Below are 16,488 nucleotides of genomic sequence, written 5' to 3' on the forward strand. Positions count from 1 at the left end.
CGCTCTCGGAGGGCTCGGTCTGTCGGCCCTCCTCCGCTCTCAGTCTTGCTATCATCACGGGATTGCGGGCTAATGGATTGCTACTTTTTGGACTTCGATGTGTGCCGGATGCAGAACTAGGGCATTTTGCAAATGCCCGAATTATGATAAATGTATGACTAGGACTAATCAAATAATTTTAGATAATTTACTTATCAATTCGCTTGCATTATCCTTTGATAAATCTGTCCAAGGGATTTCTAATTCTCTACAATACTCATGTATGCATTCTCTTTTTTTTGCAAACATTAATGATTTTCGTATGTAGTTTTCTTGTCTAAAAGTCATTTTTTCCACTTAACCACCATTTAATAATAAATTTCTATATCACCTCCTTATTAAATTACATCAATATTTACAACTTTTGTTTTATTTGTTTAATGAAGTTTGACACCATATTTTGCTAGATACTTCTTGTAGCAATCATGGCACCTATACTCTTTTTTATTCCACGTTACACTTAAATTTCGAGCAATTGATCCACATTCACAGATTTTATTTTCTTCTTTCATATTGTATGCCTCACACGTTTAACGTTGTAATCTTGAAACTGTCGGGAGGATCTCGCAGATCTCCCAGGAATAAACGCCGCTTTTTCTGCGGTATTGTATCATCTTTCAAAATTCGAGAGTATTCACTAACCAGGTAGTAAACATAGTCAGCATTGCTTTGATTTTTAATTGATTTTAGCCAGGCATCCAGGCATTCACCGGTAAATTCATCATAGGCTATAAAATCATTAATTGGCAGATATCCAAGATCTCTTAATTTTTCGTTAGAAGGAGCCTCTTCACCGAGATAACAAAGTTCTCCATCTTCGCCAACGGTATAAGGTTTAGTTCTTTTTTCATTCAGAACGTGGAGTACTGCAGATTGTATGTCCTGGATCTCTTCCGGTGTTAAGTATTCTTCAGGCTTCCAGTTGTGGAGATCTCCGAAAACGTCTGCAGGTTCAAAGCGTGATTTTCCGGCATTGACCAGTATCCCGCAGTGTGTTATCAGATATCGAATGTGTTTAACTACATCACGGACAGAATCAAGAGTATAAGAGCCATCATTAGCCTGTAATTTGGTTAGAACGATGTTTTTGTCACCGGTTATTTTCTGATGACCTGGGAAAAGGAGATAATGAACATGAGGGGAGAAATTGACGAGATCACGCCAGGACTTAAAATCAGTTTCAAGGTAATTGTTAATCGTATCAATGGAAGATGGATTTAAGATATAATCCCAGAAACCACCAGAAGTTGTATCTTCACCACACAGAGCCCGAATAGCTTTTTGAACTCTCTTTTTAATCCTGAAAGGGTGATCAAGTTTAAATCCGGCAGTGACACCAGATCGTTTTAGTCTATCTTTTGCATTTCTCCGGAAAGCTCGAAGGTCTTCCAGGGTTAAATTATATGCCTGGTCATTTGACATTGAAGCTACAGCTCTAAAAGGTCTGTCACCAGTTACCAGGGAATAGCATTCCAGGAGAACAGCATATTTGAACACTTCCGAATCTACCTTTAAACGATAGCAAGAAGGACAACGCCATAATTTACAGGATACTATCATCTCAATAGCACTATTTCCGGAGCTATGCAGATAGCCAATAAATGGCATATGGCAATAATCCGGCTTTTGTCCCTGTCCCGGAACGGTGAAATTTCCTGTATTCAGCACCGAGCTTTTTGGGTCGAAAATTTCGTCATTCCTGGCCTGATAGTCAAAATCTAGTTCAGGCTGCATTCAGTACTCGACAGGTTTTAAGGTTGCATGTGACCGATCAGGGGATAGATCTATTTTTACCAATGGTTGCAATAGATTCCCTTTAAAGTCAGTGATTCCCAGAGCAACAGCTAACTCTTTAGGAATACAAACAGACAATCCTCTATCATTCCGTCTAATGGAATAGAACTCTCGAACCATGCTTCAGGCCCTCCGCGCGAGTGACTGAGCAAAGCTAAAGCTAATGCTAACAAAATTTATGAATTTCATTCTAACGTGTCCCTTATATGCTTGTCAGAGTTGCCACACTCTAACAAGAAAAAATTACGAAGACAGATATTTAAACGTTTGGATTTTGAACACATATGGTAAAAAACCGAGAAGTACTAAATAGTCCTAAAAAAACATGAATGAAACTTATATATAGACACAATAGATATTATGAAATACCTTCTAATGTGGCATGCCTGCGCCAACAGGAAGAAAATGAACCGTCTATTCTTACGTGTCCAGACGTGTTCCAAGATTGCTATAATCGAGAAGGTGCGCGGGATTTCTGGGAATCATTATGATGATTCTCAGACATCACATCCCGGTCGGCGCACTCAATTTTTTTCTTTAATTATTTATCTCTCAAGAGTTTAGGCTTTGTATATCTTTACTTTACACAGGTTCCTGAGTGATCTCATCCCATGCTTCATCGATTATGGCTTTTCTGATCTCTCGCTGGCTAAGAGATACTCTTATTGTGTGGTTTGTGACCACTTCAGTCAGCACTTCGTCAGAGCGATCACCATAGCCTTCGTGACTGCTGGTGAATGTATAGGTTAATCCATGTATCGAAGGTAGTGTATCTAAAACAATGTGTTCTTCCAATGTCAGATTATAGCCATCATAACTGTAAGTTGGCATTGAAGTGATCCACTGTTCTGTAATTTTCTGTGTTTCCTCTTCAGAAGGTTCTAATGCAAGTAGTCTCTGGGTATCTATGTAACTTTGGATCTCATACTTATCATTCAGTTGATATTCAGAAGATCCTGAATCGATAGTTATGGTGTGAATGGCGCCATCCTGCAGCACAGTTACTTCCAGAGTTCCAGAGTCCGGGAGATCCGGCAGGATCATCTGCGCTTCGGAAGAGGAACTGATCTTAAGAAAAGGCTTTCCTGTTAGCATATAAGGTGGCTGTTTCCACTGATATTTGATCATTGGGCGGGTATAATGTGCTTTCAGTTCATTGGTGGGGTCATAAATACTGAGATCCATGGAAGTTGAATTGATTACTAACACCTGCTTTTCCGTGTTATTCGATGAATTTGTCACATATTTAATGGATATTATGGTTGCATTATCAGATATTGTAAATTCATCTTGTTGCTCTGTGCATCCTGAACTCATCAAGATCAAAAGAGCAAACATTATAATTATTATTCTAGATTTCATAAATAATTCTATGCTCTCACTGGTATATAGAAATTTGCAGACTTGAAATTTCGCCACTCAGATGCAGAGAGCAGGAATGCAGGAAGTTTACATAAAATGGCTCAGGGGAGATTCATTAAAGAAAAAGACCTGGGCTAATAACTATCTGGAATTTGATTCGGAACTTGTGAGGAAAGAGTATCTGTCTTGTGTTCCATAACTAACTTATTATTGAATAAAAATTAATCAGATATTTCTATGGCTTAATGGAACTTGTATAAAAAATGATATCTAATAATGCCTCCATTAATTATTGTATTAATTCACGCTAATAGAATTTATTATATTATCAATGATTTCTTTATCTTCTTTATAGTATTCCAATTTAGCTCTTCCATTCACAGCAACAAACCTTTTTCCATCATATATTAGTAGACTTCTTCCACCATAATTACGATCATCAATTCTATTCTCATATGCTTGGTGTCCATTTATGGTGACAATATACCCCGTGCTAGGATCGCGAAACATATCCTCTACTGCCTTCTCAAGAGATGTATATTTAGAAACTATCTCAAACACTTTAACACTACTTTCTGTTTCAGGATTCGTAACTGTGATAAATCTGTTAACACTTGTAACCTCCCAATTATCAGGGTGCCAAATAGTGATTTTCAGATTATTTGTGTATGAACTATAATTCAATTTTATGTATGAACTAGTATCCAATTTTGTGTATGAAATGTCTGATTTTGTATAAGAGTTTGTAATGCTATTATCTATTAATACAACACATACTAAAAGGCATAACATTAATGCACATAATACACAAAAATAAGTGAATATGTCCCGTCTTTTAACCATTTTTACTCTCGGTCTTGATATTTGATACTATCATTCAATATTTATAAGATGTTTGTTACTCAATACCAATAAAGATATTTAATATATTGGCTTCGTAAATTTTCAGGCTAAAATGATATTCAAAATGAAAGAATCCAAAGTAATTTTGTTGGAATGAGTGGTTAGTTCATACGTCGCATTATTCGAAATTGTAAATTTGTCTTGTTGTTCTGTACATCCTGAACTTATCATGATCAAAAGAACAAACACAGTAATAATTATTATGTATTTCATAAATAACTACATACTTCCACTGGTGTATAGGAATTTTCAGATATGTGGTTTCACTATCCAAGTGCAGCGAGCAGTGACATCCTAACAATACAGCTTTGCTTTGAATATTGAACCAAAACAACAGTTTCTCAACCTGGATCCATATTCTGCCGGACGAAGGACTATTGTTGTCTGGTAGCGTGTATCCACGTACAGGGATCTTTTCACGGGGTATAATGTTACTTTACTGAAGTCTTCACTTCTGTTTAGATATGTTATTGTGCCATTCTCGTTAAATATACGTGGTCCGTTAACTATCTTTAAAACAATGGGTGAATAATAATCAATACAGTCTGATTCATCATATGGCTCTGATCGGACAATAATCATTTCTTCAGTATTATTGTCAGAATTATCATTCACATTCGTATGGTTATCAGAAGCGTTCCTTAATCGCATCAGATCATGTTCACTCATTACCCAATTTACATTTGAATAATTCTCCCATACAGAGGAACTTATATTCTTCCAGAGAGTGTTATTTGTCTTTGCTTCTTCGTGTTCCATGTTTCCAAAAGCATAGCTGGTACAGGAGAAGAATATGACCAATAATGTGAATATGAACAAGATACTTTTATGGAGCATGTTATAACTCAACATAGTGAAGTTACTCTTTTAAATACGATAAATATTTTTTAATTATATCTAGTTATTCCAAAAGTGTGCTCATTTACACTTTTTATTTAATGGTACTATGGTGAACTAAATTTAAAATATCAGATCAAGCTACATTCCTCTTCCATACTTTGAACTATTATTTGGTATGTGTGTAAGGAGCATGAGGGAGATGGCCTGAAGGCCGGCTCCTTCCATGAGCTCACAATCGTATTTTTTCTGCAGGTTTTTTCACAACAACAATTATTCCTGAACCACACACTCCACTAGAATTGGTATTGTATTTTCATCTTCAGGATAAAAGATGTAAATCGTGACAAAAGCGTCATAATAGTGAGGTACTTTAAGTGTTTGTGATTCAGTCGTGTTATTGTCTACAGTAATGTTAAATGTAAACTTCTCTTCTGTGAATGGAAGCTTATATAAAAACGGTCTTTCTCGGGGGCTACTACCCTCATGAGGACCAACTGTATATGTATCTGCCATAATGGTCCTATGATTTGAATTCAAAATCTCTACAGATACTGTGTGTTCATTGCCATCATAATTTTGAATAGAATATAGATTAGATACACTTCCCATGATTACGAAGTGTGTGAACAGGATTACTGCAATCAACAAAATAGATACACCAAATATCGCTGTAAAAATTGTTTTCCGAGATATTTTGATATTTTTGCCTCCATTATAACTATATGGAGACTGTTCTTTACAACCTTATATTTTATGGTTTCTTCATTACACATTTACATACTTCATTCTAACATGACCTATCTTTTCTTTAATTTCATCCGGGAACACCAGGGCCATTGAAGTCAGGCCAGATCCCAGGACAAAGCCCATCAGGAACATTAGAAGGATGACCTTAACGTATTCCATGGTAAAAGCATGGGAAAGAAAGACCTGATCATTTGATATCAGGAAATCATTCCCATATTGTACGAGTGTAGTATTCAGTGTAGCATTATACATTTCACCGCTTCCAGTAAGAACGAACTTTAAAGGCTATCTCGGAAAAGGTCAAAGACAGGAGATGCCAGAGGCCTTGTAAGAACATAAGATCTTCATTCATCTGTCACCAGCTCTGGGGGTGATAACTTCAACTCAATTTGAAGTTTAGACAATTCTTTAATATGTGCGGCTCCTTCTATAATATGCAGTAACCAGCCGGAATTGCTGGTTAACAAGCATCGAACAAGGAGAACGTGAAAATGTCACCTGAAACTAAAAACGATAGATCATATTTTGCAATAATAGCATTATCAATTGTACTGGTGGTGATGTCGCTAACGATATACGCCATCACGCAGAGTGGGACAGAGCAGAGCGCAGCAGACACAATTACAATGAGCGGGTACGCTGAACAGAAGGTCGTACCGGACACCGCATCTTTGAACATAGGTGTTGTGATCCAGGCGGATACCTCAGAAGAGGCTGCCAGTGAGAACGCGGCCATCATGAGTGCGGTCATAGAAGGATTGAAGGAACTCGGACTTGACGATAAGGAGATACAGACCTCCTATGTATCCGTGTATCCGATATACAACTATGATGAGGGAAGGACCATCACAGGTTATTCCGCATCCAACAGTGTGGAGGTCACAACCACCAACCTCGACATCCTCAGTGATGTCATTGACAGGTCAGCCGCAGCCGGAGCAAACCAGATAGGAAGCATCTCCTTCACAGTATCCGACGAGCAGCAGGAAGAACTTCGTGCGGATCTCATGGACGAAGCAGTAGCCGATGCAGCATCAAAGGCAAATGACCTTGCTGACAGTCTGGACCTTAAGATCACAGGCGTGCAGACCGCATCCATAAGTGAAAGCGGAAACAACAGGATCTACTACGCAATGGACGTGGAAGAAGCAGCAATGGATGAAGGTGGAGTATCCACACCAATAGAGCCGGGAGAATCCACAGTTTCAATGTCAGTGCAGGTCACATACTACATTGGCTGAAGTGATCGGTCAAGAGCATTTATCACTCCACTCGCACGAAAAGCAGGACTTGCAGAATGGCTAACGTCCCTTCTGCAATTCCTCGACCATTGACCTGACAGCTTTCGGGCCGTTCAGCTCTATTGCCATCTCTCGCATCTCAGTGAGCTTGTTCCTGTACTTTTCATCATCAATAAGTAGTCTGATATTCTTTAGTATATCTTCAGGAGATGTGGAGTAATCCAGTTTTTTTCCGAGACCATCCTCTTCTATAACAAGAGCGTTATTCTGCTGTTCACTATGTTTCTGGTCAGGGAAACTTATCATTGGAACGCCAAAGCTCAGGGCTTCCATCATAGTACTGTGACCTCCGGGTGCGATGACTACATCTGAGGCTTTCATATATGGGAACTGGTCATCGATGAACTTCAGAATGGTCACATTCTCCGGCAGGTCTCCAAGACTTTCCGGATCAACGCCGGGGCCAGATAGCAGAGTATAATTTATCGAACCATCCATTCCTGCCACCTCAATGACCTTTCTGAAGATCGGTTCCCTGTATCCGAAACCACCTATTGTGCATAGCACATGTGGCCGCTCAGTTTCCTCTGCCGTGGTCTCATCATACGTCTTCCCGATGAGCGGACCGCTGAAGAGAACTTTATCCCATGTCTTATCCTGAAACTCCAGATTCTTCCTGCAAACCGTATGAGGCAGGGGATAATCAGGAATTATCACCTTATCTGGCATTTTGAATAGGCCTGTATAGGATATCCTCACGATCTCGGCCAGTATCTTGCTGGAAACACCCTTGCCCTTGAAGAACTCCTCCATATTGGACTGGTTAACTATAAGATAGCAGGGGATACCTCGTGTTCTGGCACTTACCATCCCCATAAAATAGCTGTCAGATATGACCATATCCGGTCTTGTTCTCTTCAAGAGCTTTCTTATTTTGATAAGTCCCAGGAACTGCCCTCTTTTGAAAGTTGCAACAATGGACCTCTTCATATTCAGAGAACCTGCCTTTCCAACAAGAGTGATCTCCGAAGGGATCTCGTATGCTTTGAAACCTTTGCGCTGGATAAGTTCCATGGAATATCCGTAAGCACCAACATGAACATCATGCCCGGCAGATGCCAGCTCTTTACCTATGGCAATGCTTCTGCTGGTGTGGCCAAGTCCCTCTCCACATACCAATATCATTACTCTCATCTTTGCACCAAAAAATAGTAACTAAAAAAATCAACAGGTGTTCATACGTTTTTATCTATTAAAAATACTTTCATCCCATCTTTAATTGTGTATTTCATCCTGCAAAGGAGTGATGTCGCCCATCAGTCTTTCAGTTGTTGACAATGCGTCCGATCCTTGATACTTGTGGTTGCTTTGACAGCCTGTACAGGAGAAATGGCAATCCTGAACTAAAGAAATGATGTGCCAGATGTCTTGTCATATTTGTCATATGTGGGTGTTTTTCCATATTTTCTCTGCCAACGAGATTGACCACTCTGTCAAAGGCCTCCACTCCAGTAGAGTAGTCACCCTCGTATGGCATTCTTGTTTCCATATTGAAGATAAGCTCGACCCATGCATTCAGTTCATGGCTTATATGCTTCCATATGGGTTCATCTATCATCATAAATGACCTGCCCTTCTCGATATTCCTGAAATACTCCCTGAAAGTATCTCCCCTGGCAACAGTGTACACTCTGCCTATTCTTCCTGTGTGGCTATCCGTTGTCACAGCCATACCTTTTCTGTATCTTTGTGCAAGCATCATGGCAAAGAAGTTCTTCTGTGTCAGGTCCTGCATATTATATTCTATGACAGGGAACTCTTTTGCAAGTTCAGGGACAGCAAATATATTTGGTTTCTCTCCAGGTTTGAACCAGAAAGGGTGATTGTACATATGCAGGATATCGTTACTTCTAAGGTAGTCCAGCAGAGTGTAGATGTCCTGTTCCTTCTGAACGATAGGCTCTATCTCTGCATATTGTCCCTTATCGAGGTCGAAAGCATTGATGTGTACTGTGTGGCCGACATTCTTCATATCGGTGATCGATATCTCTACACCTGGTGTCAGTCTTTCCCTTTCCCATCCCATAATATCGTAGGCTTTCATCGTGTCATGGTCTGTAAAGGTGACATGGTCAAGTCCGTCATCCATTGCCTTTTTCATAAGATTCGAAGGTTTGGTGAGCTTGCTGGCAGGAACGTCATATGAACAGGATGTGTGAACATGCAGGTCTGCCTTGCTCCACCCTTTTTCAAGTAGTTCTGCTGCCTTCTCAGAAGGAAGGATCTTCTGCCTCTTATTATTCTGTTTATGGAACAACTTCTCACACCTGCCATTTGAATTATTATATAATTACAGGTCTGAAGTTCAAAATAAATAGTTGTTCTCTATCATATTTAGGTTGCTATATATTCTATATAAAAAAGGCATATATATGCAAAAAAGAGACTTGTTATTATGTTCTTATTCCTGTTCAAGGTAGTCTTCAAGCAAACTTTTTTTCCGGTGTGTGTATGAGATTCCTTATTTTCGTGTGTGGTGAAGGTCTGGGGCACACCGGGCGCTGCATATCTCTTGCAAATGAATTGCTGAGTGCCGGTCATGAGGTGACCATCGGAGCTTATGGTTATTCAAAGGAACTTATCGAAAGGTCCGGTCATATGGTAACAGAGATACCTCAGGAGCTAAAGCTCAGCGGAAAAGATGGTTCATTAGATCTCAGAGGATCGATAATGGCAACAGTTCAGGGTATCTCTATCAAAGATATGGTCCATGTCACAGGACTTGTCAAAAGGATCGATCCTCATTTCGTTATATCGGATGGATATTATCTCGGCATAATTGCAGCTAAAAGGAATAGAATAAACAGGTGCATGATAGTGAACCAGTCCAGTATGCAGGATTTCTTCAAGGGTAAAGGACCTGCTGTGGGACTTGCAGGTTCAGTTGTCAGGTTGTTCTACACATGGATCTATAATAATATAGATATCATCTTTGTTCCTGATCTCGATCCTCCATTAACTATATGTGGTTCTAATCTTGCTTTTCCTGAAGGTGTTGAGGAAAAAGTGGAATTCACAGGTCCTGTTCTCAGGAAACGCTTCGATGAAGTTGTTCCTCTTGATGATGTGAAAAGACCACATGTGCTCTGTAGTATCGGAGGATTCGGATATCGCATCCATATATTCAGAAAGATACTAAGGGTCGCTGAAATGGACAAAAGCATAAATTATACTTTGATAGGAGGTCCTGATCTGGATTATTCTCTGCTGGAAAAAGTGCCTGATAATGTTGATATCAGAAAACTTATCGCTGATCCTTTCCCCTATTACAGGTCAAGTGATCTTATCATATGTACTGGCGGACATGGTACACTTACAGAGTCCCTGAGCTTTGGTTTACCTGTGATATCATTCCCCGATCAGTCTCATAACGAACAGGAGAACAATGCCCGTCTTCTGGAAAAGAACGGATATGGATCTTTCTTCACTTACTCTGCCACTCCTGAAGAAGTTCTGGGTGCTATTCATACTCTCATCAATGATGGCAGCTACAGGTCAGGAACATCAGAGCTCAGAGAAAAGGCACAGGTTATGGATGGTCCTGTCTATATCAGAAAACGACTTGAGGGCATAGTAAATGGTGAAAAAGGAATCTTTAAAGGTTCAAGTTCTCATTAACAGTTCCAGGAACCGGTATAGTTCTGCATGGTCCTGCAGGACAATATCTGCATGTTCCAGTTCTTTCCTGTCAAGATATGTGGGTGATCCTACTGTAAATATGCCTGCATTTTTAGCAGATGTGACTCCTAGTATTGCATTCTCTATGACTATGCAATTCTCTTTTTCAACCCCCAGCATCTCTACAGCTTTGTTATAAGGGTCGGGATCTGGCTTTCCATTAATGGTGTCATCACCGCTCACAATAGCGTTAAAGATCCCCGGGAATATCCGTTCCATTATAGTATCTACAACGACCTTGTCCGATCCGGATACGACAGCAAGTTTAAATTTGTTTTTCAGCTTCTTCAGGCATTTATCCATGCCTTCGAACATAACAGCCTTATCTATGTCAAAGATCTCGTGCTTTCTTGAAGGTATGGTCGTCAATATATCTTCCAGTCTGCATGGGTCGATATTTTTGCTGTTCATTATACTTTTCACAATGCCAGTGTCATTTTCGCCTTCAAGATGAAATATGTCCTTTTCATCAATTTCAATCCCTGCTTCAGCGAAAGCAGTTTTCCATGCATTCGAGTGCAAGTGCATGGAATCTATAAGAACACCGTCCATATCAAATATCAGAGCTTCGATCACACGCAAAACAGGATATGTCAATATATCTAGTTAATCTCGTTTTTTCTCATAGATCATATAATCTATATAGTGTATTTTCATCTTTCAAACGAACCATAATACTCTTTTAACTTTCAGCCTAATCTATTTTTATGGATAAAGCAGGAGCTATTTTTGCTTTATTGACAGTGCTTGCTGTCATGGTAGGTTCGTGGTTCTTTGCGGGGGTGCATGTTTCGATGGTAACTGAGGAAGTAGATCATATAGTACTTTATGAACTTGGGGATAATACTGAGGTCCGGCAGTATGGTGAAATAACTGTGATCTCAACAACGGCGACAGGTCAGGATTCCGGCTTCCGGGTGCTTGCATCTTATATCTCAGGAAATAATGAAGGAAGCCTGAAAATAGATATGACCGCTCCGGTGATAATTTCAGGGCAAGGCTCTGCTATTAATATGTCATTTATACTACCAGTTGCTTATAATGTGACCAATGCTCCTGTCCCTGAAGATCCCACTATATTGATCGGGACCTTACCTTCACGAAAGCTGGCTGTAATAGGATTTTCAGGATATGTGACCGACGAGGTCGTTGAGGAACAACGTTCAATTCTCAGTTCACAACTGGATGAGAACAATATTGTTACAAAAGGTGATTTCTTCCTCATGCGCTATGATCCTCCGTGGGTGCCTCCTATTCTGATGCGTAATGAAGTTGCTATCGAGGTGGAATAATTGGCAGAACTTTACAAAAGATCCCTTTTCATATTCAGGCGTGACCTGCGTGTGGAAGATAACACTGCTCTGAACCTGGCTATCAACAGCTCGGATGAGGTAGTTCCCTGTTTTATCTTTGACCCGCGTCTTGCAGATGAGAAAAGAGAGCATTTCAACTACAATGCTTTTCAGTTCCTGCTGGAATGTCTGGATGATCTAAAAGAGCAATTGCAGTCAAAAGGTGGCAGTCTTTTCCTGTTCTCCGGTCTTCCTGAGGATGTCATACTGGACCTGAAAAATGAACTGGATATCGATTCAGTATTTTTCAACAGGGACTATACTCCCTTTAGCAGGAAACGGGATGATGGGATCGAAAGGACCTGTTCAGCTGCCAATATTGAACTTATCACTTGTCATGATGCACTACTTCACGAGCCGGGCACTGTGCTTACCAATGAAGGTAAGCCTTATAAGGTGTTCTCTCAGTTCTTCAAAAAAGCATCACAAAGGGAGATCACACTTCCGGTAATGCTCGAGGGGGGCAGTTTCTATTCTGGTAAAGTGGATGTAGAACAGTCTGTTCTCTCCAATATTTCCATGCTCGTAAATGTGTCGATCTTTACAAAAGGCGGCAGATCCCATGCTCTGTCTATCCTGCAGAACATTGGTAATTTCAAGAACTATGATGATGAACGTAACTATCCTTCTATAAATGGGACAACTGGCCTTTCTGCTCATAATAAACTGGGTACTATCTCTATACGGGAGTTCTATCATTACGTAAGGGATGAACTGGGTTCAGGCCACACACTGATAAATGAACTTCACTGGCGTGACTTTTTCACTCATATTGCCGTTGCTTTTCCGTATGTTTTCACCAATGCTTTCAAGGGGAAGTTCGATGACCTTTCCTGGTCAGACGATAAAGAGCTCTTTGATAAGTGGTGCTCAGGCCAAACAGGGTTCCCAATAATCGATGCAGGGATGAGGGAACTGAACACCACTGGCTATATGCATAATCGTGTGCGAATGATAGTTGCATCTTTCCTTGTGAAGGATCTGCATATTGACTGGAAATGGGGTGAACGGTATTTTGCCAGTAAGCTTGTGGACTATGATCCCTGCGTCAACAATGGGAACTGGCAATGGGCAGCCTCCACGGGTGCAGACTCTCAGCCATATTTCCGCATATTCAATCCCTGGACCCAGCAGAAGAGGTTCGACCATGATTGTTCGTACATCAAAGAGTGGATCCCTGAACTTAGAGATATTGATCAAAAGACTATCCATTCTCTTGAGAAGGGAAATCAAGTTCCCGGAATTGATTATCCGCAGCCTGTGGTCGAACATTCGCAGGAACGTAACGCTGCTCTTTCAATGTTCAAAGCAATGGGTTGAGGACTTACGAAAATGTATTTATTCCGCAATATTAATATGTAAAGTGCATATTTATCCAATACTTCTTTTTGCGGGGGTTGCCCAGCCTGGCCAAAGGCGCAGGGCTTAGGACCCTGTCTCGTAGGAGTTCGTGCGTTCGAATCGCACCTCCCGCACTAGTTTTCAAATGGTTTCTCATTTATTTGTGACTGTCAGGTGTGCATATTTTCCATGGGTCACATCCTCATGATATCATAGAATATATAGAAAATATTATCTATGACCGTGCTTTTCTATCTTAGTGTGTCAGCAGATAATGGTATCCGCGTAAGTCTTAGCAGGGACTTGACGCTCTTTGATATCACAATGATAGGAATTGCCGGGATGATCGGGGCGGGCATATTCGCTCTCACCGGCATAGCAACAGGAATTGCGGGACCTGCGGTTATTCTTGCTTTTCTTTTGAATGGTATTGTGGCTACATTTACAGGACTTGCCTATGCAGAGCTTGGTTCTGCTATTCCTGAGGCCGGTGGAAGTTATCTCTGGGTGAAGGAAGGTATAGGCAATCACTTTGGTTTCCTGGCTGGCTGGGTGGACTGGGCAGCTCACACGATCGCATGTTCTCTTTATGCAGTTACATTCGGTGCATTTTTCTCAGAACTGGTGATCCATTTCTTAGGATATGATGGTATTTCCCAGGGAACTCTGATCAGCACCTCTGCATTTGGTATTGTCACTCTGATGGCATACTTGAACTATCTTGGCGCAAAGGAAAGTGGTCGGATAGGTGGTATGGTCACTCTTTTCAAAGTTGCTATCCTTGTTGTTTTTGCGTGTTTTGGTATTTACAGGACCTTCCTCACACCTGACTGGTCGGTTGCATTTCTTGCAGAACCTTCGTTCTTGCCACATGGTGTCGGTGGTCTTCTCGTTGCAATGGGTTTGACGTTCATAGCATTTGAGGGGTATGAGATAATCGCTCAGAGCGGGGAAGAGGTCAAAGATCCTGAAAAGAATATACCCCGAGCTATTTTGTTGTCATTGTGGATCGCTGTTATTATCTATATTATGGTAGCATTTGCTCTGATAGGTGCTATTAAGGTAGATGGACCAAGCTGGATCTATCTTGGAGAACTTGGTGAATTCAGTATGATCCGGGTTGCAGGTCAGATCATGTCATTCGGTTCAGTCCTTATTCTTGCAGGTGGTTTTGTTTCCACGATAAGTGCCATGAATGCCACTGTCTATTCCTCTTCCAGGGTTGCGTTCGCTCTTGGAAGGATGGGTTATCTTCCGGAAGCTCTTTCCAATATCAATGAAAAGAGAAGAACGCCTCATTATGCTATTCTTTTCAGTTATTTCATTATTGCAACTATGACATTTGCTCCGATCGAGACCGTTGCTTCTGCGGCAAATGTTATGTTCCTGATCTTATTCATTCTGGTCAATTCCGTTCTTATTATACTAAGGTTCAGAAGGCCAGATCTTAAAAGGGCCTTTAAGATGCCCTTTGCTCCTTATCTTCCTATACTCGCAATAATTGTACAGCTTGTCATTGGTTATTATCTTGTGACAGCGATCGAAGATACTACTTTCATTGCAGGTATCACGATATTCTGGATCCTTGCAGGTTCTTTCTTTTATTTCTCTTATTCAGAGAAGGAGATCAAGAGGCGTGCAAAGTATCTACGCAAGAAGGTCTATGAAGAAAAGCCGTTTGCTGAGAAAGGGTATAAGATACTGGTCCCTATTAAGAATATGGCAACTACTGGTGATCTGGCCAAGTTTGCTAATATTGTTGCAAGAGAAAGGAATGGGCACATTGTCTTCCTGAAGGTCCTTACTTTTCCGGAGCAAACGCCTCTCTCTGCTTCTGATGCTTATGTTGATGAGAGAAGGGCTATGATGAGGGGACTGATAAGTTCTGTAGATGTGCCTTCAGGTGGTATAATCAAAGTTGGAAGGGATGCTTCTGATTCTATATTAGATACTATTGAGGAAGAGAAACCGGATATGGTCATCATGGGTTGGAGGGGCAGGACCTTCCGCCGTGATTTTGTTCTTGGAAGTACTCTTGATCCTCTTTTGCTCAAGGCTCCATGTGATGTTGTAGTGGCAAGGTTCGAGCCAGGCAGGAGTCTAAAGGATATCCGTAGCATATTGCTGCCTACGGCTGGTGGTCCACATGCTGCTCTTGCTGCGGAGCTGGCACATGACCTTGCGGTAGAGAAGAATGCTACTGTTACGATGTTCAATGTGGGTAGGTCCACAGGAGATGAAGGCAAGGCTCTTGCTGCTTTCAGGGATCTCGAGGGCTATTTCAAGGATGTGGATATCAATAAGAAGTTCACTGTTTCGGAGAACATCGAAAAAGGCCTGTCAGAAGAGGCAAAGAAACAGGATGTGGTCTTCATTGGTGCTACTACAAGGCCTTTCCTGAAGAATTTCCTCATGGGCGTGTTCCCTGAGAAAATAATCAAGAATACGGATACAACGGTTATTATGGCTCGAAAATGGGTCAAACTCAGGGATGTTATTAAGAAATAAGGGGAATTATTTTCCCTTATTTTTACAGCATCCTTTTTTATTTTCAATTATCTTCAAACAGTGTCTTGTATCACAATTGTTAATTGCATATTATTGACTGTTTCTCCGCAACACTTTTATAGTAAGTCTGTTATGTAAGGGTGCTCGCGAGGAGCTCACTGGTGCGGTGCTCGCATCGGAAAACTTGCTCGTGGGAGACATTCGATGAAGTAATAATTTCATTTCATCAGGCTGGTGTTAACAAAGGTCCATCCTTTACCTTCGAATCTCTTGATTCAGAATGTATATATACGATGGCAGCCTTTGAAGGAGTCCGCGCAAATCGCGCGAAAACACTTACAATCACCGCCTTTAACAAGTGGAGACAGAAGCTTTTTCTGTCTGACGTTGGATTTGGCAGTTCGGTTAATTCTGACCGGTAGTGTATAACTACAAACAATTAAGGAATTAACCAAACTATGTGCAAATAGGAAATATTCTCTCAATGAGAGTTCTTTCCGACTGATTCCTAAATGACTTCCAAAATAACATATTCTTTGTGTGTGATCAACAATTCTGGTTGATCCTGCCAGAGGTCACTGCTATCAGTATTCGACTAAGCCATGCGAGTCAAATGTTCTTCG

General features: G+C 40.8%; 16 protein-coding genes and 1 tRNA gene. 7 read left to right on the forward strand and 10 right to left on the reverse strand.

Going from position 1 to position 16,488, the window contains the following annotated elements; genetic code table 11:
* Positions 1-168: 168 nt before the first annotated feature.
* The 3 genes from BM008_RS15005 to BM008_RS13840 form a co-directional block, all read right to left on the reverse strand.
* A complete protein-coding gene (locus tag BM008_RS15005; protein ID WP_177188094.1) occupies positions 169-336 on the reverse strand; it encodes a hypothetical protein in 168 nt (55 codons plus the stop codon).
* 225 nt (positions 337-561) lie between these two features.
* Complete coding sequence (locus BM008_RS13830) at positions 562-1,773, reverse strand: hypothetical protein (RefSeq protein WP_091938040.1); 1,212 nt, start codon at positions 1,771-1,773, stop codon at positions 562-564.
* Between the two features lie 642 nt (positions 1,774-2,415).
* Positions 2,416-3,150 (reverse strand): hypothetical protein, encoded by a 735-nt coding sequence (locus tag BM008_RS13840; RefSeq protein ID WP_143072364.1) that lies wholly within the window; start codon positions 3,148-3,150, stop codon positions 2,416-2,418.
* A gap of 106 nt (positions 3,151-3,256) precedes the next feature.
* Between BM008_RS13840 and BM008_RS15010 the strand changes: the two genes are divergently transcribed.
* On the forward strand, positions 3,257-3,394 hold the full coding sequence (locus tag BM008_RS15010; RefSeq protein ID WP_177188095.1) for a hypothetical protein: 138 nt from the start codon (positions 3,257-3,259) through the stop codon (positions 3,392-3,394).
* A gap of 98 nt (positions 3,395-3,492) precedes the next feature.
* Here the strand turns inward: BM008_RS15010 and BM008_RS13845 are convergent, their stop codons facing one another.
* The 4 genes from BM008_RS13845 to BM008_RS13860 form a co-directional block, all read right to left on the reverse strand.
* Entirely contained in the window at positions 3,493-4,038 is a 546-nt protein-coding gene (locus BM008_RS13845) for a hypothetical protein (RefSeq protein ID WP_091938046.1), read from the reverse strand.
* Between the two features lie 354 nt (positions 4,039-4,392).
* Positions 4,393-4,857: a hypothetical protein gene (locus BM008_RS13850; protein WP_177188096.1), complete on the reverse strand. Its 465-nt coding sequence runs from the start codon at positions 4,855-4,857 to the stop codon at positions 4,393-4,395.
* 351 nt (positions 4,858-5,208) lie between these two features.
* Entirely contained in the window at positions 5,209-5,586 is a 378-nt protein-coding gene (locus BM008_RS13855; protein ID WP_091938050.1) for a hypothetical protein, read from the reverse strand.
* Positions 5,587-5,703: 117 nt separating this feature from the next.
* Entirely contained in the window at positions 5,704-5,937 is a 234-nt protein-coding gene (locus BM008_RS13860) for a hypothetical protein (protein WP_091938051.1), read from the reverse strand.
* Positions 5,938-6,176: 239 nt separating this feature from the next.
* On the opposite strand from BM008_RS13860, the gene BM008_RS13865 reads away from it, so the two are divergent.
* Positions 6,177-6,926 (forward strand): SIMPL domain-containing protein, encoded by a 750-nt coding sequence (locus BM008_RS13865; protein ID WP_091938053.1) that lies wholly within the window; start codon positions 6,177-6,179, stop codon positions 6,924-6,926.
* A 60-nt stretch (positions 6,927-6,986) separates the two neighbouring features.
* Here the strand turns inward: BM008_RS13865 and BM008_RS13870 are convergent, their stop codons facing one another.
* Complete coding sequence (locus BM008_RS13870) at positions 6,987-8,120, reverse strand: UDP-N-acetylglucosamine--N-acetylmuramyl-(pentapeptide) pyrophosphoryl-undecaprenol N-acetylglucosamine transferase (protein WP_091938055.1); 1,134 nt, start codon at positions 8,118-8,120, stop codon at positions 6,987-6,989.
* Positions 8,121-8,250: 130 nt separating this feature from the next.
* Entirely contained in the window at positions 8,251-9,243 is a 993-nt protein-coding gene (locus tag BM008_RS13875; protein ID WP_091938057.1) for a PHP domain-containing protein, read from the reverse strand.
* A gap of 194 nt (positions 9,244-9,437) precedes the next feature.
* Between BM008_RS13875 and BM008_RS13880 the strand changes: the two genes are divergently transcribed.
* A complete protein-coding gene (locus BM008_RS13880; protein ID WP_091938058.1) occupies positions 9,438-10,604 on the forward strand; it encodes a glycosyltransferase in 1,167 nt (388 codons plus the stop codon).
* Here the strand turns inward: BM008_RS13880 and BM008_RS13885 are convergent.
* Positions 10,590-11,240 carry an HAD family hydrolase gene (locus BM008_RS13885; protein ID WP_091938083.1) on the reverse strand — a complete coding sequence of 217 codons (651 nt, stop codon included), beginning with the start codon at positions 11,238-11,240 and terminating at the stop codon, positions 10,590-10,592. The genes BM008_RS13880 and BM008_RS13885 overlap by 15 nt on opposite strands.
* Before the next feature lie 131 nt (positions 11,241-11,371).
* Here BM008_RS13885 and BM008_RS13890 point away from each other — a divergent pair, with 131 nt between their 5' ends.
* The 4 genes from BM008_RS13890 (at position 11,372) to BM008_RS13905 (ending at position 15,865) form a co-directional block, all read left to right on the forward strand.
* Positions 11,372-11,956, forward strand: a complete 585-nt coding sequence (locus BM008_RS13890; protein ID WP_091938060.1) for an SOUL family heme-binding protein — start codon at positions 11,372-11,374, stop codon at positions 11,954-11,956.
* Positions 11,957-13,336 carry a cryptochrome/photolyase family protein gene (locus BM008_RS13895; protein ID WP_091938062.1) on the forward strand — a complete coding sequence of 460 codons (1,380 nt, stop codon included), beginning with the start codon at positions 11,957-11,959 and terminating at the stop codon, positions 13,334-13,336. It abuts the gene before it with no gap.
* A 70-nt stretch (positions 13,337-13,406) separates the two neighbouring features.
* Positions 13,407-13,491: transfer RNA gene (locus BM008_RS13900), tRNA-Leu, on the forward strand.
* 103 nt (positions 13,492-13,594) lie between these two features.
* Positions 13,595-15,865 (forward strand): amino acid permease, encoded by a 2,271-nt coding sequence (locus tag BM008_RS13905; protein ID WP_091938064.1) that lies wholly within the window; start codon positions 13,595-13,597, stop codon positions 15,863-15,865.
* Positions 15,866-16,488 lie beyond the last annotated feature (623 nt).

It is taken from the genome of Methanolobus profundi, assembly GCF_900114835.1.
Taxonomy (GTDB): Archaea; Halobacteriota; Methanosarcinia; order Methanosarcinales; family Methanosarcinaceae; genus Methanolobus; species Methanolobus profundi.